Origin of the sequence: Geodermatophilus saharensis, assembly GCF_900188205.1 — a bacterium.
Classification (GTDB): domain Bacteria; phylum Actinomycetota; class Actinomycetes; order Mycobacteriales; family Geodermatophilaceae; genus Geodermatophilus; species Geodermatophilus saharensis.
In genome coordinates this window covers 46,118-63,151 of sequence record NZ_FZOH01000003.1, presented here as the reverse complement: position 1 = coordinate 63,151, position 17,034 = coordinate 46,118, and the positions used below count along the sequence as shown (strand labels likewise).

The 17,034-nt window shown below is 76.9% G+C and carries 21 protein-coding genes; 10 read left to right on the top strand and 11 right to left on the bottom strand.

Annotated features, from left to right (window positions below):
• Positions 1-33: 33 nt before the first annotated feature.
• Positions 34-1,695 (top strand): Na+/H+ antiporter, encoded by a 1,662-nt coding sequence (locus CHC04_RS08370; protein ID WP_089403481.1) that lies wholly within the window; start codon positions 34-36, stop codon positions 1,693-1,695.
• Between the two features lie 14 nt (positions 1,696-1,709).
• Here CHC04_RS08370 and CHC04_RS08365 read toward each other — a convergent pair whose 3' ends face one another.
• From CHC04_RS08365 to CHC04_RS08345, 5 genes are all read right to left on the bottom strand, one after another.
• Positions 1,710-2,294, bottom strand: coding sequence for a class I SAM-dependent methyltransferase (locus tag CHC04_RS08365; protein WP_089403974.1), 585 nt, complete (start codon positions 2,292-2,294; stop codon positions 1,710-1,712).
• A gap of 81 nt (positions 2,295-2,375) precedes the next feature.
• Positions 2,376-3,212 carry an alpha/beta hydrolase gene (locus CHC04_RS08360; protein ID WP_089403480.1) on the bottom strand — a complete coding sequence of 279 codons (837 nt, stop codon included), beginning with the start codon at positions 3,210-3,212 and terminating at the stop codon, positions 2,376-2,378.
• A gap of 76 nt (positions 3,213-3,288) precedes the next feature.
• On the bottom strand, positions 3,289-3,939 hold the full coding sequence (locus CHC04_RS08355) for a LysE family translocator (protein ID WP_089403479.1): 651 nt from the start codon (positions 3,937-3,939) through the stop codon (positions 3,289-3,291).
• Positions 3,940-4,006: 67 nt separating this feature from the next.
• On the bottom strand, positions 4,007-4,417 hold the full coding sequence (gene mscL / locus CHC04_RS08350; RefSeq protein ID WP_089403478.1) for a large conductance mechanosensitive channel protein MscL: 411 nt from the start codon (positions 4,415-4,417) through the stop codon (positions 4,007-4,009).
• A 45-nt stretch (positions 4,418-4,462) separates the two neighbouring features.
• A complete protein-coding gene (locus tag CHC04_RS08345; protein ID WP_089403477.1) occupies positions 4,463-4,996 on the bottom strand; it encodes a GNAT family N-acetyltransferase in 534 nt (177 codons plus the stop codon).
• Between the two features lie 187 nt (positions 4,997-5,183).
• On the opposite strand from CHC04_RS08345, the gene CHC04_RS08340 reads away from it, so the two are divergent.
• From CHC04_RS08340 to CHC04_RS08330, 3 genes are read left to right on the top strand one after another with little or no spacing between them, the layout of a single operon-like run.
• On the top strand, positions 5,184-5,924 hold the full coding sequence (locus CHC04_RS08340; protein ID WP_089403476.1) for a GAF and ANTAR domain-containing protein: 741 nt from the start codon (positions 5,184-5,186) through the stop codon (positions 5,922-5,924).
• A 3-nt stretch (positions 5,925-5,927) separates the two neighbouring features.
• Positions 5,928-6,725 carry an MEDS domain-containing protein gene (locus CHC04_RS08335; protein ID WP_089403475.1) on the top strand — a complete coding sequence of 266 codons (798 nt, stop codon included), beginning with the start codon at positions 5,928-5,930 and terminating at the stop codon, positions 6,723-6,725.
• Entirely contained in the window at positions 6,722-7,621 is a 900-nt protein-coding gene (locus tag CHC04_RS08330) for an MEDS domain-containing protein (RefSeq protein ID WP_089403474.1), read from the top strand. The genes CHC04_RS08335 and CHC04_RS08330 overlap by 4 nt, the downstream gene beginning before the upstream one ends.
• Positions 7,622-7,663: 42 nt before the next feature.
• Here the strand turns inward: CHC04_RS08330 and CHC04_RS08325 are convergent, their stop codons facing one another.
• From CHC04_RS08325 to CHC04_RS08305, 5 genes are all read right to left on the bottom strand, one after another.
• Complete coding sequence (locus tag CHC04_RS08325; protein ID WP_089403473.1) at positions 7,664-8,251, bottom strand: hypothetical protein; 588 nt, start codon at positions 8,249-8,251, stop codon at positions 7,664-7,666.
• Between the two features lie 28 nt (positions 8,252-8,279).
• Complete coding sequence (locus CHC04_RS08320) at positions 8,280-9,704, bottom strand: NADP-dependent succinic semialdehyde dehydrogenase (protein WP_089403472.1); 1,425 nt, start codon at positions 9,702-9,704, stop codon at positions 8,280-8,282.
• An 83-nt stretch (positions 9,705-9,787) separates the two neighbouring features.
• Positions 9,788-11,167, bottom strand: coding sequence for a chromate efflux transporter (gene chrA, locus CHC04_RS08315; RefSeq protein WP_089403471.1), 1,380 nt, complete (start codon positions 11,165-11,167; stop codon positions 9,788-9,790).
• 15 nt (positions 11,168-11,182) lie between these two features.
• Positions 11,183-11,614 (bottom strand): chromate resistance protein ChrB domain-containing protein, encoded by a 432-nt coding sequence (locus CHC04_RS08310; protein ID WP_089403470.1) that lies wholly within the window; start codon positions 11,612-11,614, stop codon positions 11,183-11,185.
• Positions 11,611-12,108: a Chromate resistance protein ChrB gene (locus CHC04_RS08305; protein ID WP_245817068.1), complete on the bottom strand. Its 498-nt coding sequence runs from the start codon at positions 12,106-12,108 to the stop codon at positions 11,611-11,613. The genes CHC04_RS08310 and CHC04_RS08305 overlap by 4 nt, the downstream gene beginning before the upstream one ends.
• A 229-nt stretch (positions 12,109-12,337) precedes the next feature.
• Here CHC04_RS08305 and CHC04_RS08300 point away from each other — a divergent pair, with 229 nt between their 5' ends.
• Both CHC04_RS08300 and CHC04_RS08295 read left to right on the top strand, forming a co-directional pair.
• On the top strand, positions 12,338-12,961 hold the full coding sequence (locus tag CHC04_RS08300; RefSeq protein ID WP_089403469.1) for an N-acyl homoserine lactonase family protein: 624 nt from the start codon (positions 12,338-12,340) through the stop codon (positions 12,959-12,961).
• Between the two features lie 300 nt (positions 12,962-13,261).
• Positions 13,262-13,831 carry a dihydrofolate reductase family protein gene (locus CHC04_RS08295; protein ID WP_089403468.1) on the top strand — a complete coding sequence of 190 codons (570 nt, stop codon included), beginning with the start codon at positions 13,262-13,264 and terminating at the stop codon, positions 13,829-13,831.
• A gap of 3 nt (positions 13,832-13,834) precedes the next feature.
• Here CHC04_RS08295 and CHC04_RS08290 read toward each other — a convergent pair whose 3' ends face one another.
• Positions 13,835-14,803, bottom strand: coding sequence for a sulfotransferase (locus tag CHC04_RS08290; RefSeq protein WP_089403972.1), 969 nt, complete (start codon positions 14,801-14,803; stop codon positions 13,835-13,837).
• A gap of 67 nt (positions 14,804-14,870) precedes the next feature.
• Here CHC04_RS08290 and CHC04_RS08285 point away from each other — a divergent pair, with 67 nt between their 5' ends.
• The 4 genes from CHC04_RS08285 (at position 14,871) to CHC04_RS08275 (ending at position 17,002) form a co-directional block, all read left to right on the top strand.
• Positions 14,871-15,773 (top strand): hypothetical protein, encoded by a 903-nt coding sequence (locus CHC04_RS08285; RefSeq protein ID WP_245817067.1) that lies wholly within the window; start codon positions 14,871-14,873, stop codon positions 15,771-15,773.
• 36 nt (positions 15,774-15,809) lie between these two features.
• Complete coding sequence (locus CHC04_RS25530) at positions 15,810-15,944, top strand: putative leader peptide (RefSeq protein WP_425432453.1); 135 nt, start codon at positions 15,810-15,812, stop codon at positions 15,942-15,944.
• Positions 15,945-16,016: 72 nt separating this feature from the next.
• Positions 16,017-16,595 (top strand): cysteine dioxygenase, encoded by a 579-nt coding sequence (locus CHC04_RS08280; protein WP_089403467.1) that lies wholly within the window; start codon positions 16,017-16,019, stop codon positions 16,593-16,595.
• Positions 16,592-17,002 carry a rhodanese-like domain-containing protein gene (locus tag CHC04_RS08275; protein WP_217897257.1) on the top strand — a complete coding sequence of 137 codons (411 nt, stop codon included), beginning with the start codon at positions 16,592-16,594 and terminating at the stop codon, positions 17,000-17,002. Before CHC04_RS08280 ends, CHC04_RS08275 begins: the two co-directional genes overlap by 4 nt.
• The last annotated feature ends 32 nt before the right edge of the window (positions 17,003-17,034 follow it).

Here is a 17,034-nt window from a genome sequence, read left to right as displayed (position 1 = left end):
GGACACCGCCGGCCCCTCGGGGAGGATGCGCGGGTGCACCCCGAGACCGTCCTGCTGCTCGTCCTGGCCGCGGTCGCGGTCATCGTCGCCGCCCGCTGGCTGGCCGACCGCACCGGTCTCCCCGCGGCGGCGCTGCTCACGGTGACCGGGCTGGTCTACGCGCTGCTGCCCGGCCCGAACCTGACGCTGGACCCGGAGGTCGTCCTCAGCGTCCTGATCCCGCCGCTGCTCTACAGCGCCGCGCTGGACTCCTCGCTCATCGCGATCCGGGCCAACCTGCGCACCGTCGTCGGCCTCTCGGTGCTGCTGGTGCTCGTCACCGCGGTCGTCATCGGCGCCGGCTTCGCGCTGTGGGTGCCCGGCGCCACGCTCGCCGCCGGGATCGCCCTCGGCGCCGCGGTCGCCCCGCCGGACCCCGTCGCCGCGCTGGCCGTCGGCCGCCGGGTCGGCCTGCCCCCGCGGCTGGTCACCCTCATCCAGGGCGAGGGCCTGCTCAACGACGCGACCGCGCTCACCCTGCTCACCGTCGCGGTCGCCGCGGCCTCCGGCGACGGGTTCTCCACCTGGGGTGCGCTCGGCCAGTTCGCGCTGGCCGCGGCCGGCGGGGTCGCCGCGGGCCTGGTCGTCGCCCACGGCATCCGGCCGCTGCGCCGGCTGCGCCGCGACCCGCTGACGTCCAACGCCATCTCCCTGGCCACGCCGTTCGTCGCCTACCTGCTGGCCGAGAGCGTGCACGTGTCCGGAGTGCTGGCCGTCGTCGTCGCCGGGCTGGTCATCGCGCACAACGCCCCGTACTGGCAGTCGGGGGCCACGCGGCTGCAGACCGACGCGGTGTGGCGGCTGGTCGACTTCCTGCTCGAGGGCGTCGTCTTCCTGCTCATCGGCCAGCAGCTGCCCGCGGTCATCCGCGGCCTCGGCCAGTACGCGCCGTCCACCGTGGTGGTCGCCGCGGCGATCACCGTCGGCGCGGTGCTGCTGGTGCGGCCGCTGTGGCTGTGGCTCACCGAGCACGCGCCGCAGGCCCTGCACATGCGCCTGGGCGGCTCGCCGGTCGAGGACGAGACGACCCCGCCGGGCGGGCGCTCCCCCGCGGCGCCGCGGCTGTCCGGGCGGGAGATCACCGTGCTGAGCTGGGCCGGCACCCGCGGCGTCATCAGCCTGGCCGCCGTCTTCACCATCCCGCTGGTCACCGAGGGCGGCGATCCCTTCCCCGACCGCGACCTGCTGCTGTTCTGCGCGTTCCTCGCGGTGCTGGTCACCCTGGTCGGTCAGGGCGCCACCTTCGCCCCGCTGGTCCGCCGGCTGGGCCTGCGCGCCGACGCCGCCGACGCCGCCCGGCTGCGCAACCAGGCGCGGGTCGCCGCCGTCGAGGCGGGGCTGACCCGGCTCGACGAGCTGCAGGCCGAGCAGCACGACCACCTCGACGACGCCGCCATCGAGTCGATCCGCGCCGCGCTGCGCACCCGGGTGGACCGCTACCGGCGGCGGCTGGAGGTGCTCGAGGACGCCGCCGGGGAGGTGCCGATGTCCCCGGAGTACGAGGCGGCGCTGCGGGTGCGCCGGGCGGTGATCGACGCCGAGCGGCAGGAGCTGCTGCGCTGGCGCGACCTGGGCCGGCTCCCCGACGACGGGCTGCGCACGCTGGAGCGCGAGCTCGACCACCAGGAGCACCTGCTGCCGGCCCGCCCGGTGTGACGGGGGCCGGCGGCTCACCGCCCGGCGGCTGCCGCTCCCGGGCCGGTGCAGGCGAACAGGAAGGCCGGCGGCACGTTCCACGGCGTGACGACGGTGCGCACCGCGGCGAACCGGCGGCGCAGCTCGCCACGCACCAGCGGCGAGTACTGGATGACCAGCGCCGTCCCGCCGGGGCGCAGGGCACGCGGCAGCACGTCGAGCAGCCGGCGGCGCAGCCCGGCCTCCAGCGAGGTGAACGGCAGCATGGAGACGACGACGTCGGCCCGGTCGCCGTCGAGGTGGGCGTCGAGGTCCTCGGCGGAGCCGCACACCACCTGCAGCCGCGGGTCGCCGAACCGCTCGGTGAGCAGGCGGGCCAGCCGCGGCTCGATCTCGACGGCGACCAGCCGGGCGGCGGGACCGAGCCGGGCCAGGATCTCCCGGGTGGCCACCCCGGTGCCGGCCCCGAGCTCCACCACGAGCCCGGCCGCGGGGACGTCGGCGAGGTCGAGCATGGCGCGCACCGCCGTCCGGGAGGTGGGCAGCACGGCGCCGATCTGGCGCGGGTTGCTGGCGAAGGCGCGCAGCAGGCGCAGCCCGTCACCGAGGGCGTCGGTCACCGTCACTCCCGTCCGGCGCCGTCGTCGGCACCGCTGCCCGGGACCCTGTCACGGACCGGCGGCCGCCGCCGCGCGAGCGCCTCAGCTGCCGCGGTGGGCGTCGAGCCAGGCGACGACGTCGTCGAGCACCCGGTCCTTCTCCGGCTCGTTGTGCGGCTCGTGGTACAGCCCGTCGTAGACGCGCACCGTGAGGTCCGGCGACCCGGCGTGCTGCCGCACGACCTCGCTGGCCGACGGCGGCATCAGCCGGTCGTCGCCGCCGTGCACCACCAGCAGCGGCAGCCGCAGGTCCCGAAGCCGGGCCGGCATCCCGGCGGCACCGAGCATGATCTCGGTGCCGGTGCGGGCGACCATCCTCCCGGTGTGGTTGAGCGGGTCGGCCCGGTAGGCGGCCACCACCTCGGGGTCGCGGCTGACCGTCTCGGCGTCGAGGGTGAGCACGCCGAGGCCGGGGGCGACGCGGGAGAGCACCGGCGCGAGCACGCGCTGCGCCGGGGTGGCGGTGCTGGTGTCGAGGGCGGGCGCGGAGACGACGGCACCGACGACCCGCTCGTGCGGGGTGCCGGTGAGGTACTGCAGCGCCACCAGGCCGCCGAGGCTGTGGCCGTAGACGAACAGCGGGACGCCGGGGTGGCGGTCGGCGGCGGCGCGGGCGGTCTGCGCGACGCCCTCGACGGCCGCGGCCAGGCTGCGGATGTCGCCGCGGCGGCCCGGGGAGCGGCCGTGACCGGGGTGGTCGGGGGCGTAGGAGGCGTACCCGGTGGCGCCGAGCCGCTCGGCGACGTGTGCGTACCGGCCGCCGTGCTCGTGGGCGCCGTGCACCAGCACCACGACGCCGACCGGGTCGGGCACCGCCCAGCCCTGCCAGTACTGCCCGGTGGCCAGCGTCCCCTGACCGTGCCTGACCGGTGTGGTCACGCGCCCTCCCCGTCCCGTCGGTGCCGGCGCAGACCGTAGCGGGTGGCGCCCGGCCGCGGAGGGGGCCGGCGGGAGGTCAGCGGGAGGACACCGCCACCCGGACGCCGAGGCCGACGAGGGCGGTGCCGCTGGCCGTCTCCAGCGCCTGGCGCACCCGCCGCCGCCGGAACCACCCGCCGGCGCGGGCCACCCCGGCGGCCAGCGACAGGTACAGCACCAGCTCGATCGCGACCTGCAGGAGCGCCAGCACCGCGGTGGTGGCGAACAGCGGCCGGTCGGCCGGCACGAACTGCGGGTAGAACGCGATCATGAAGACGGCGGCCTTCGGGTTCGCGAGCTGCACGAGCAGCCCCTCGCCGAACGCCACCCACCGGCCGCGGCGCCCGGCGGGCGGCACCTCCGGCGCCAGCGGGCCCCCGGCGGCGGCGCGGTGCTCCCGCCAGGCCGAGCGCCACGCCTGCAGGCCCAGCCAGACCAGCACGACGGCGCCCACGACCCGCAGCACCAGGAAGGCGACCTCGGAGGCGGCGACCAGCGCGGCGAACCCGGCCGCGGCGAGCAGCGCCCACGCGTAGAGGCCGAGCTCCAGGCCCAGCACGGTCGGGACCGTCGCGCGGAACCCGCGCAGTGCGGCCCGGCGCAGGATCAGGGCCATCGCCGGCCCCGGCGAGGCCGAGATGAGCACCACCGCCAGGAGGAACGCCGGCAGCGACGAGAGCACGTCCACGCCCCGCATGCTGGCACCGGCCCGCCCGCCCGTCGCCCGGGTTTCCGAGCGGGGGCCGGGGCCGGTGTCAGGGGACGACGGGCTCGACGTCGCGGGTGCAGAACATGCAGACCGAGGCGTCCACCGGGATGAAGCTCCGGCAGTGGTCGCACTCGCGGTTGCCCTGCGCGCCGGCGGTCTCCCGGCCGGTGGCCCGGCGGATCGCCTGCACCAGGAACATGATCGTCAGGGCGAGGAGCAGGAACGAGACGAACGCGGTGAGGAACGACCCGTAGCGGATCTGCGCGCCGTTGACGGTGAGCACGAGGGCGTCGAAGTCCGGCTGGCCGAAGACCGCCGCCACCAGCGGGAGGATCACGTCGCCGACCAGCGACTCGACCACCGTGGCGAAGGCCGCCCCGATCGCCAGGCCGACCGCGAGGTCGACCAGGCTCCCCGAGAAGGCGAAGTTCCGGAAGTTGGTCAGCAGCGTGCGCACGTCGTCCTCCCCGTCGGTCCCGACGGGGAGGGTAGGGCGCGGCGGTCAGCGCGGCTCGGCGGGCGGTGGGCCGTCGGCGGGGCCGGGGCCCAGGTCGCGCTGCAGCCACGTGACGTCGCGCCAGGCGCCGTCCTTCCAGCCGACCCGCCGGTAGGTGCCCACGGGCTCGAAGCCGAGCGCCCGGTGCAGGCCGAGGCTGGCGTCGTTGGGCAGCGTGACGCCGGCCAGCGCCACCCGGTACCCGCGCGCGGCGAGCCGGTCGAGCAGCGCGCCGTAGAGGGCCCGGCCGGCGCCGGTGCGCCGCCGGCCCGGCTCGAGGTAGACGCTCACCGAGCACGACCACCGGTAGGCCGCGCGGCTCATGAAGGGCCCGCCGTACGCGAAGCCCCGCACGGCGCCGTCGGCCTCGAGCACCAGCCAGGCGTGGCGCTCCAGAGCCGTGGCGATCCGCGCCGCCATCTCCTCCGTCGTCGGCGGGGTGGTCTCGAAGGAGACGGTGGTGCCGGTGACGTAGGGGGCGTAGACGGCGGCGCACGCGGCGGCGTCGTCGGGGGTCGCGTCGCGGACGGTGCCGGTCACCGGCCCGACGCTAGCCGGTGCCGATCTGCGCGCTGCGTGTGCGCCAGGTCACTCTCGTGAGCGAGTCGTGGGCGTGTCGTCCCTGCGGGTGGCACGATCGGCCGCACCCGGAGAGAGAGCGCGTCGAACCACGGGGCCCTCCTCACCCACTTCGCGACCGGAGCCCGATCCGGCTGGAGGTGCCGCGGTGCACCCTGTCACGACCGTCCCCCGTCCCCGACCCGACCTCGCCGGCTGGCTGCTGGCCGCGGCCCGCCGGTGGCACGCCGCGGAGGACCCGGAGGCCGCCGTCCGGGCCGTCCTCGACGACGTGGCGACCCTGCTGCCGCCGGACGCGTCGGTGGCGCTGACCCTGCTGGGCACCGGCCGCCGGCCGGTCGCGCCCCAGGGGGACACCGGACCGGCCGCCGGGCTCGACGCGGTGCAGGTGGGCCGCGGGCAGGGTCCGCTGCTGGCCGCCCTGGCCGGCACCCCGGCCGGCAGCGGCGACCTCGGCCGCGATCTGCGGTGGCCGCTGCTGGCCGGTGCGGCCGCCGCCGCGGGCGTGCGGGCGGCCACCTGCCTGCCCCTCGACACCGGCGCCGAGGTGATCGGCGCCCTGTCGGTCTACGCCACCGGTGCCGGTCCGGGCGCCGACCGCGCGACGCTGGTCCCGGTGGCCGGGCAGGTCGCGCTGGCGCTGCACACCGTGCGGCGCACCACCAACCTCGTCGTGGCCCTGGACAGCCGCGACCTCATCGGACAGGCGAAGGGCGTGCTGATGGAGCGCTACCGGATCACCGCCGACACCGCCTTCGGCATCCTCGTGCGCGCCTCCCAGGACACCCACCGCAAGGTCCGAGACGTCGCCGCCCTGGTCACCGAGACCGGCGAGACGCCGCGTCCGGTCTCCGCGGGCGGGGACGGGCGGGCTCCCGGGGGACCCTGACCGATGAGCACCGGCCGGCACGACTGGGTGGTCCTCGACAGCGAGGAGGCGCACGCCCAGGTGGTCGGCGACTTCGTCGCCGAGGGCGTGCGCCGGGGCGAGCAGGTGATCCTCGTGGGGCTGGGCGACCGCGAGGAGCGGATGTGGACCCGGCTGCGCCGGCAGGGCCTGCTCGGCTCGGGCCGGCCGGGATCGACGTCGGCGCAGGCGCTCGACCGCCCGGTCCGGATCCTGCCGCCGGACCCGGACGCGGTCCGCGACGCGATCACCGGCGCGGTCGCCGAGGGCTGGCCCGGCGTCCGGTTCAGCGGCGCGCTCACCTCGGCCGGGGACAACCCGTTCGAGGCGGTCGTGACCGAGCTGGTCACCCACCTGCCGCTCACCGTGCTCTGCCCCTACTTCCGGGACCTGCTCGTGCCCGGCCAGCGGGAGCAGCTGACGCGGCTGCACGACCACGAGCACGACGCCCGGGCCGAGTACGACGACGGCGTCTTCCGCCTCGTCGTCGCCGGGGCGGTGCTGCGCATGGCCGGGGAGCTGGACTCGGCCAACGCCGACGCGCTGCGCGCCGTCCTCCACGCGACGCTACGGGTCGCCGCGCGGCCGGCGACCTGGGACGTGACCGACCTGCGCTTCCTCGACGTCGGGGCGGCCGACGCGCTGGTGGCGGCGGCGGCCGGGCCCCCCGGGCTGACGCTGGTGGGTGCCTCCCGGCTGACCGGCCGGCTGGTCACGCTGATGGCCGGGCGGCACCCGGGCCGCGAGGTCCGGCTGACGGACGGCGGCGGGGCGGGGCGGTGACCGCGACGTCCGCCGTGCACCGGTGCGCCTTCCACGCCGGGGCGGAGGAGGCCGGGCGGGTGGCCGTCGAGCTGTGCCGCCGGGCGGTCGCGGCGGGGTCGCCGGTGGTGGCCCACGTCGACGACGCCGTCCGGCGGGCGCTCACCGAGGAGCTGCCCGGCGCGCCGGTGACCTTCGCGCCGCAGCAGCGGCTGGTGCGCGTGCCGCCCCGGGAGCTGGCCGACGAGTGGTCCCGGCTGCTGGCCCCGGGGTCGGGGAGGCGGGTGGCGGTGCTGAGCCAGCCGCCGCCGGCGCTGCTGTCCGACGCCGCCCGCTGGCGCTCCGCCGAGCACGAGGCCACCGCCGCCGTGGCGGTCCGGCCGGTGGAGCTGAGCTGCCTGGTCGACACGGCGGCCGCCCCGCCGGCCGCCGTGGCCACGGCCCGCAGCACCCACCCGCTGCTGTGGTGCTCGGGCACCGACCTGCCGAACCCGGAGCTGGAGGCGGCCCCGCGGCCGGCTGCCGGCACGGAGCTGGCCCGGCGCACGCTCGACCCGCACGCCGCGGCGGGCAACCGCGCGTGGTGGACGGCGGTGATGGCCGACGCCGGCCTGTCCGGCACCCTGCGCGACGAGCTCGTCCTGGTCCTGCACGAGGCGGTCCGCACCGCCGCGGACCTGTCCGGGCACCCCGACGGCGTGCCGGTGCGGGTGGCGCGCGACGGCGCGGCGGTCGCCTGCGAGGTCGCCGTCGCGGGTGCCTACCCGGCGCTGCACCCGCACGAGGTCCCCGCCGACCGGCGGCTGCTGCTGCTGTGGCTGGCGGAGAAGGTCTCCCCCGCCGTCTCCCTGGCCGTGCTGCCCGCCGGCAGCGGCAGCCGGTTCGTGGTCCGCGCCGAGCACCCCGACGGCGGCTGACCGCCGGCCGGGCACCCTGACGGCGCCCGGCCGGCGGTGCCGCTAGACCGGCAGCAGGCGCCCCAGGACGCCCTTGACGGTCGACGCCGGCCGGTGGGCCTGCACCAGCCAGGCGTTGCAGACGACCACCGCACCGGCCAGCGCCGGGACGGCGGCCTGCGCGACCCGCTGCCGGCCCTGCCACGTCCTGATCTCCGGCGGGGTGCCCGCCGAGGGCAGGGTGGCGTCCTTGACCTCGACGCCGCCGTCGCGGTTCGCCTGCTCCGCCAGCTCCCCGATCTTCTTGCCCGTGTAGGCGGCGTAGGCGGTCGCCCCGGCCCCGGCCACGGTCAGCGCCGCCTTGAGCGCACCGACCGTCCCGTAGCCCTGCTGCAGCGCCAGCCGCCCCCGGTTGGACCGGGTCAACTGCAGGCCGGCGCCCAGCGTCGCGGCGATGCCACCCCACTGGGCCGGCGCGAACCGGCTCCAGGCGGAGCTGGCCACCCGGACCTTGTCGATCCCGGAGGTCAGGTCGCTGCCGGACTTGTTCACACCGGCGATCCCCATCACCGCGCCGCCGAACCACAGCGCCGTGCCGAGGTCGTGCACCGCCTGGGCCACGAAGTGGTTGTCCGTCGTCGTCTTCGTCACAGGGGCCTGCTACCCCGGGACGCCGGGGTCACTCCGAGGCGGCGCCGGCGGTGTCGCCGGGGCCCTGCTGGCTGCTCGGCGGGCCGATCCACACGGTCGTGGCGTTCATGAACTCGTACATGCCGAGCTCGGTGAGCTCGCGGCCGTAGCCGCTCTGCTTGACCCCGCCGAAGGGCAGCTCCGGGTAGCTGGTGACCATCCCGTTGACGAACGCCATGCCGCTCTCGACGTCGCGGACGAACGTCGCGCGCTCCTGCTCGTCCTCGCTCCACAGGTTCGCGCCGAGGCCGTAGGGGTGGCTGTTGGCGATCTCGATCGCCTCCTCCAGGCCGTCGACGGTCCACAGCGCGGCCACCGGGCCGAAGACCTCCTCGTCGTAGAGGTCCATCTCCGGGGTGATCCCGGTGAGCAGGGTCGGCTCGTAGTACCAGCCGGGGCGGTCGGGACGGTTGCCGCCGACGACGACGGTCGCGCCCTTGTCGACGGCGTCCTGCACGTACCGCTCCACGTCCTCCCGGCCGGACTCGGTGGCCAGCGGGCCGACCTGGGTGCCCTCGTCCATCGGGTCGCCGACGGTGAGCGCGGCGAGCTTCTCGGCGAACAGCCGGGTGAACTCCTCGGCGACGTCGCGGTGCACGAAGAACCGCTTGGCGGCGATGCAGCTCTGCCCGTTGTTCTGGCAGCGCGCGGTGACGGCGACCTCGGCGGCACGGTCGAGGTCGGCGGAGGGCATGACGATGAACGGGTCGCTGCCGCCGAGCTCGAGCACGGTCTTCTTCAGCACGTCCCCGGCGATCGCAGCGACCGACTGCCCCGCGGGGGCGCTGCCGGTGAGCGTGGCGGCGGCGACCCGGTCGTCGCGCAGCACCCGCTCGATGGCCGAGGAGCCGATGAGCAGGGTCTGGAAGACGTCGGCGGGGAAGCCGGCCTTGCGGAAGAGCTCCTCCAGGTACAGCGCCGTCTGCGGCACGTTGCTCGCGTGCTTGAGCAGCCCGACGTTGCCGGCCATGAGCGCCGGGGCGGCGAACCGCATCGCCTGCCAGAGCGGGAAGTTCCACGGCATGATCGCCAGCACCACCCCGATCGGCCGGTGCACGACGAAGGCGCGTTCCGCGCCCACGGCGGCGGCGTCGGCCGGCTGCGGCTCGAGCATCGCCGGGCCGTGCTCGGCGTAGTACCGCAGCGCCTTGGCGCACTTGGCCGCCTCGGCCTTCGCCGCGGCGAGCGTCTTGCCCATCTCGGTGACCATGAGCGCGGCCACGGTGTCGGTGTCGTCGTCGAGCACGTCGGCGGCCGCGCGCAGCCAGCCCACGCGCTCCTCGGGGCTGGTCAGCCGGTAGGAGCGGTACGCGGCCGCGGCCCGGCCGATCTTCTCGTCGACGGCGTCGTCCGACAGCGGTTCGTAGGTCTTCAGCGTCTCGCCGGTGGCCGGGTTGATCGTCGCGATCGCCATCTCTGCCTCCCGTCCGGGGCGGGCCGGGCTGCCCGCCGCCCTCGGCCGGGAGCCCTACCCGGCCGGCCGCCGGTCACCCACCCTCACGTCACCGGCAGCCCGGCCAGGCCGGCGGCCAGCCCGAGCACGGCGCAGACGCCGAGCGTCCGCAGCACCGACCACCGCAGCCGGAACAGCAGGACGGCGGCGACCGCGGCGACGGCCCAGGCCACCGGGCGCACGGCGGAGGGGTCGGGCAGCTCCAGCGCCAGCGGGCCGAGCCGCACGGTCTCGGAGAACAGCGTGTGGACGGCGAAGTAGAGGCCGAGGCTGGCGATGACGCCGACGACCGCGGCGGTGATGCCGGTGAGCGCGGCCGACAGCGACCGGTTGCCGCGCAGCCGCTCGATGTAGGGGGCGCCGAGCAGGACGAACAGGAAGCTCGGCACGAACGTCACCCAGGTGACCAGCAGCGAGGCGAGCACCGCGGCGGCCCAGGGGTCGAGCCCGCCGGGGGCGCGGAAGGCGCCGACGAAGGCGACGAACTGCACGACCATGATGAGCGGCCCGGGCGTGGTCTCGGCCAGCGCCAGCCCGCGCACCATCTCCCCCGGCGCCAGCCAGCCGTAGGTGCCCACGGCGGCCTGCGCGACGTAGGCGAGCACCGCGTAGGCGCCGCCGAAGGTGACCACCGCGGCGCCGGAGAAGAACAGCCCCTGCTCGGAGAGCGTGCTGCCGGGGCCGTTGAGCAGGACGACGGCGCCCAGCGGCACGGCCCAGGCGAGCAGCCCGGCGGCGAGCACGGTGAGCGTGCGGCGACCGGAGGGGCGCTCGGAGTGCAGGGCGTCGTCGGCGATGACCGGTGCGAGGCCGTCGTCGGCGGGTGGCTCGGCGACCGCCGCCGGGCGCCGGCGGCCGAGCACCCAGCCCACGAGCCCGGCGGCGAGCACGACGAGCGGGAACGGGACGGCGAACAGCGCCAGCGCCAGGAACGCGGCGACGGCGATGGCGACCAGCGGCGGGCTGGTGAGCGCGCGCCGGCCCACCCGCTGCACCGCCTGCACGACGATCGCCACCACCGCCGGCGCCAGCCCGGCGAACAGCGCGGCCACCGCGGTGGTGTCGCCGAAGGCGACGTAGACCACCGACAGGGCCAGCAGCGCGAGGACGCCCGGGAGGACGAACAACCCCCCGGCGACGAGGCCGCCGCGCGTGCCGTGCAGCAGCCAGCCGACGTAGGTGGCCAGCTGCTGGGCCTCGGGGCCGGGCAGCAGCATGCAGTAGTTCATGGCGTGCAGGAACCGGCGCTGGCCGATCCAGCGGCGCTCGTCGACCAGCTCGCGCTGCATGACCGCGATCTGGCCGGCGGGGCCGCCGAAGGTCTGCAGGGACACCAGGAACCACGCGCGGACGGCGGTGCGGAACGGTGGCACCGCCGTCGCCGGGCGGGTCTCGGCGGGGGTCGGGCGCGGCTCGGGGGTCACGGGTCTCCGTCGGGGTCAGGCCGGTTCACGGCCGAGCAGCAGGCGGCGGCGGACGTACTCGTGGAGCCCGTCGAACAGCGGCCCGGAGACGGCGAGGGTGCGCTCGTCGTCGCCGGTCATCGACAGGCCGCGCAGCAGGACGTCGAGGCCCGGGGCCTCGGGGGCGTCGAAGCGGCCGTCGTCGAGGTCGGCCTCGTGCACGATCTCGCCGATCCGCTCCAGCGCGGGGTCGGTGAGGCCGTGGACGCGCAGGATCGTCTCGAACGAGCAGTTCCCGCCGACGTGGCCGAGCTCCGCGCCGCGCATGTCGAAGGGCGTGGCGTCGGCCGGCACGTCGGCGGGGTCGGCGACGAAGACGAACTCGGCGTCCGGGTCGACGAACCGGCGGATCAGCCAGGCGCAGGCGGCGCGGTCGACGTGCACCCCGGCCCGGGTCGCCCACCTCACCGCCGGCTCCCCCGCCCGGCCGCCAGCGGCTCGCCGACCGCCTCGGCCAGCGCCCGCAGCGCCGCGCCGGCCGGGTCCCGCTCGGCCGGCGGGAAGAAGTCGCGCCGGCCGATGGCGCGCCACTCACCGCGCAGCCGCCGCAGCGCGCGGGCACGGTCGGCGTCGGGGGACGCGAGGGCCGCTGCGCACTCCGCGGTGAACGCGCGGTACTCCTCCGCCCGGGCCGCGGCCATCCCGGCGGCCAGCTCGCGCTCCTGGGCGGTGCCGGCCGGGCGGGCGAGCCAGACCCCGGCGCTGCCGCCGGCGGCGAGGACGTCGTCGGCGAGCCACTCGAGCGACTCGCGGGTGCGCGCGTCGGCGGGGAGGGCCACCACGCCGTCCCCGAGCTGGGCCACGCCGAGCCGGCGCAGCCGCCGCCACAGCGTCGTCCGCGGGCCCGACGGTTCGCGCGGCAGGCGGTACGAGAGCAACACCCACTCCCCGACGGCCGCCACGGCGATGATGCAACCACGGTTGCACCGCTCCTGTCGACCCGGTGCCCGTCCTCGGGGCGCCGCGTGCGGCGATGAGTCGTGGTAGCTCGCAGCGTCTACGCATGAGCGTGACCCCACTGAGCAGCCGCTGCCGGCCGACCACGGCCCGAGCAGGTCGCGCCGGCCACAGCACGGTGAAGGAGCCGTCCATGACCCTCCCCTCGACCGCCACCCCGCCGGTCGTCGCACGATGAACGCGCCCGCTGGCACCACGATCACGCCGGTCCGGGTCGCCGACCTGGTCGCCGAGGGCGAGCTGATGCCGGTCTACGTGTACGTCGTCGACCATCCCGAGGGGCGGGTGCTGGTCGACACCGGCATGACGGAGACACACCCGCTCGTCGCCGACATGGATCCCCGCGTGCGCCCGTGGAGCGAGCAGGACGTCGATCCCGCCGGCATCGACGTGGTCGTCAACACGCACCTGCACTTCGACCACTGCGGCGGCAACCACCTCTTCGCCGGCACGCCGGTCTACGTCCAGCGCCGGGAGCTCGACGACGCGCGCAGCCAGGACGACTACACGATCCGGGAGTGGGTCGAGGCGCCCGGAGTGCGGTACGTGCCGGTCGACGGGGAGCTCGAGCTGCTCCCCGGGCTCCGGCTCGTCCCGGCCCCTGGCCACACGCCCGGCACGCAGGTGGTGGTCGTCGAGACCGGCGGGCGACCGGTGGTCATCGCCGGCGACGCAGCGGTGTGGTCCGGCGAGCTCGACGAGCCGCAGACCGAGGGCCAGCTGCTGATCCGCGGGCTCGACCCGGAGATGGTCTGGCTCGCGCACGCGCACGAACCGTGGCGACCCAGCGCCGGCTGAGGCACTCCGCAGGCGGCCTGCCCGTCCCGCTCCGGCGCCTGGGACAGCTCGGCCGCCCGCACCCGGCGGGCCAGGGCCGCGTCGATCCGGTTGCGCTCGGCCACCAGCGCGGCGACGTCATCCAGGACGTCGCCACCGGCCTGCCACCTACCCGAACACACGTACGGAGGCTACCGCAGAACGGGCCGCCCGGCGACCCGTATCCGCAGGTCAGGCGCCTGTCCACAGGCGCCACCCCTTGACACCACCTCGAGCACCACACCGGCGATGAGTGCGCGGCCCCAGCGGCGTCCACACCACATGACCCTCGTCATCGGCGACATCACGGTCTCCCTCGACGGCTTCGTGGATGGCCCCGACGACGGCGTCGAGGCCATCCACGCCTGGGCGCTGCGCAGCGACGACCCCGTCGACCGCGGGGTCCTCGAGCGGCACGTCGCCGCCTCCGGTGCCGTCGTCATGGGCCGGCGCACCTTCGACGACGTCGACCGGGGGTGGAGCGACGGCATGGGCTACGGCGCGACGGTCGACGCCCGGCCGCCCTTCGTCGTCGTCACCAGCAGCCCGCCGGCGGAGCACCGGCTCGCGGCCACCCACACCTTCACGTTCGTGACCGACGGCCCCGCCACGGCGATCCGACGGGCCCGGGCAGCCGCCGGCGACCGCGACGTCTTCGTCATGGGCGGCGGGGCGCTGGTCGGCTCGTGCCTGCGGGACGGGCTGCTCGACGAGCTGCGCCTGCACCTCGCCCCGGAGGTCCTGGGCGGGGGCACCCCGCTGTCCACCGGCGCCGGCCGCCAGCAGCTCCAACAGGCGTCGGTCGAGGTGAGCCGGACGTGCACCCACCTGACCTACCGGGGGCGCCGCTGACCCTCAGGACCGGCGGGAGCCGAAGTCGCCGCGGCCGGTGTCGCGGCGCCAGTCGTCGAAGGACTCCCCGGTGAGCTCCTCGAGCAGCGCGATGTCGGGCAGCAGCGGGGCGAGCACCGCGCGGCGCACCTCGACCGGCAGCGGCGGCCGGGGCACGCGGCCGGCGTGCAGCGCGGCGAGCAGCGGCCGCGAGACCTGCCGCCACACCTGCGGCGGCGCGAACGCGCCCACCGCCGCACCGGCCCGCACCACCCGGGCCAGCGCCCGGTAGCGGGGCGTGTCCGGGACGTGGGGCTTCACGTTCTCCGGCGCCACCGTGTGCGCCACCCCCGGCTCGACGCCGAGGAAGTCGCTGACCCGGTCGAGCGTCTCGCGCGGGGTGTCGACCAGCTGCCGGTAGCGCAGCAGGAGCACCTGCGACCGCGGCAGCACGGCGTACAGGTCGCGCAGCTGCTCGCCGTAGCGCCCCAGCCCGCGGTAGTGCCAGAAGGGCGCCCAGCCGGCGGCCACCCGCGCGTCCTCCCGCGAGACGGCGGTGCCGAAGTCCGCCTCGGGCTCCAGGCCGTCGGCGCGCAGGTGCACCCAGTTCGACCACGCCCGGTCCACCGGGTCGCGCACGACGACCACCACGCGGATCCCCGGGACGTCGGCGGCCAGGCGGCGCTGCGCGGCGCGGTCGTGGAGGTAGAACGGCGTGCTCTCCCCGCGCACCGTCCCCGGCGGGGCGCCGTCGAACAGCCGCAGGTAGTCCTCCCGCCGCCACACCCACTCCCGCGCGCTGTGCGCGTCCCCGGGTCCGCGCTGGCGGCTGCGCGGCGGCGGGCGGCCGTCGGTCAGGTAGTACTTCGGCTCCTTGACCGGCGACAGGTACAGCCCCGGGTGGGTGGCCAGCGCCGCGTGCAGCGCCGTCGTCCCGGCCTTGGGGGCACCGGCGATCACGAACTGCGGGAGCCGGCCGGCGTCAGCGGACACCCGGCCCACCCCCGTCCTGCGGTGTACACACGGGGAGGTCCGCCACCTGGCCGAGAGGAGCCGTCCAGTGACCGCGCCCCGCCCCCCGGCGCCCGACCGCTTCTGGGCCGAGGCCGAGGTCGCCGTCGAGCCGGAGGACCCGCGCCCGGGATCGTGGGCCGGCGCGCCGTCGGCCCAGCTGGTCGAGGGCACCTGGTGGCTGGCCCACCGGCTGCGCCGCCCGGTCGGCGAGGGCCGCGGCTTCGGCACCGTGGTGGCGCGGTCCGACGACGGCGTCCGCTTCGAGCCGGTCCTCGCGCTCGGCAAGGAGCGCTTCGGCGCCGAGTCGCTGGAGCGGCCGGCGCTGGTGCACACGCCCGAGGGCCGATGGCGGCTCTACGTCAGCTGCGCGACGCCGGGCACCCGGCACTGGCGGGTGGACCTGCTGGAGGCCGGCACCGTGGAGGGGCTGGCCGCGGCCGAGCCGCGCACCGTGCTGCCCGGCAGCGCCACCGAGGCGCCCAAGGACCCCGTCGTGCGGTGGGACGGCGGCCAGTGGCACCTGTGGGCCTCGGTGCACCCGCTCGACGACCCCGGCGCCACCGACCGGATGACCACCGAGCACGCCACCAGCCCCGACGGCGTCACCTGGACCTGGCGCGGCACCGCGCTGGCCGGCACCCCGGGCGGCTGGGACGCCCGCGGCGTGCGGTTCAGCACGGTCGTCCTCGACGGCGACCGCACCTGGGCGCTCTACGACGGCCGGGCCACCGCGGCGGAGAACTGGGAGGAGCGCACCGGCCTCGCCCGGCTCGACGGCGGCGGCTTCCGCGCCGCCCCGGGCGGGCCGTACCTGCAGAGCCCCCACGCGCCGCACGGGCTGCGCTACGCCGACGTCGTCGCGCTGCCCGGCGGGGGTGCCCGCTGGTTCTACGAGGCCACCCGCCCCGACGGCGCGCACGAGCTGCGCACCGTCGTCCTGCCCGCCTGACGCCGTCCACGCGGCCCTGACACGCGACACGCCAAAGTGCACCACGCCGATCGACTTGACACACATTCGGGCGCCGGGTCGGATGGCGGCGTGGCACCCGCCCTGACGCTCACCCGCCGGTCCGCCGTCGACCTGCTGCGGGTGGCCAGCGCGCTGTGTCCGGCCGCCTGAGCGCCCGACCACCGCCACCTCCCGCGCCCGCCCCCCGACGGGGCGCCGGCGCGCCCTGCACCCGGAGCCCCGATGCCCCCGCTCACCTCCCTGCTGACCGACGCCTCCCAGGGGCGCACGACCCCGGCGGACACCACCGCAGGCACCGCCGCCCGCACCACCTCCGCCGCCGCGGTCGCCGCCGCCCTGGCCGCCGTCGCCGAGGCCTGGCTGCCGCGGGTCGAGTACCGCGCCGCCAGCCGCTGGACCGGCCTGCTGCCGGCCGAGGACGCCGCCGCCCTGCTCGACCCCGCCCTGGCCACCGACCTCGCCGGCGCCCAGGTCTGGCTGCTGACCTGGCTGCCCGGCCAGGGCACGCCGCTGCACGACCACGGCGGCTCGGCCGGCGCCTTCGCCGTCGTCCGCGGGACGCTGACCGAGGACACCGTCGGCGGGCCGGTCGGCGCCGTCCGGGAGGTGCGCGCCCAGCTGACCGCCGGGCGGGTGCGGCCCTTCGGCCCGCACCACGTGCACCGGGTGACCAACCGGGGCACCGCAGCGGCCGTGAGCGTGCACGCCTACACCCCCGGACTCCGGCAGATGAGCACCTACGACCTCGACGGCGGGGTGCTGTTGCACACCGGCACCGAGCGCGCCGGCGTCGACTGGTGAGCGGCCGCCCGCCCGGCGCCAAGAGCGTCGACCAGCTGCTGGCCGAGGCCCGGTCCCGGATCACTCGCGTGACGCCGGCCGAGGCCGCGCGCCGGGTCGCCGACGGTGCGGTGCTGGTCGACATCCGGCCGCAGTCGCAGCGCGAGGCCGAGGGCGAGGTGCCCGGCGCGCTCGTCGTCGAGCGCAACCACCTCGAGTGGCGGTTCGACCCGGAGAGCGACGCGCGGGTCCCGCAGGCCACCGGGTACGACGTCGACGTCGTCGTCCTCTGCCAGGAGGGCTACACCTCCAGCCTGGCCGCCGACGCACTGCGCTCGCTGGGCCTCGCGACGGCGAGCGACGTCATCGGCGGGCACCGTGCCTGGGTGGCCGACGGGCTGCCCACGACGGCCGGGTCCGTCGGCTGAGACCGGCCGGGGAGCGGCGGCGCCCGACGGAG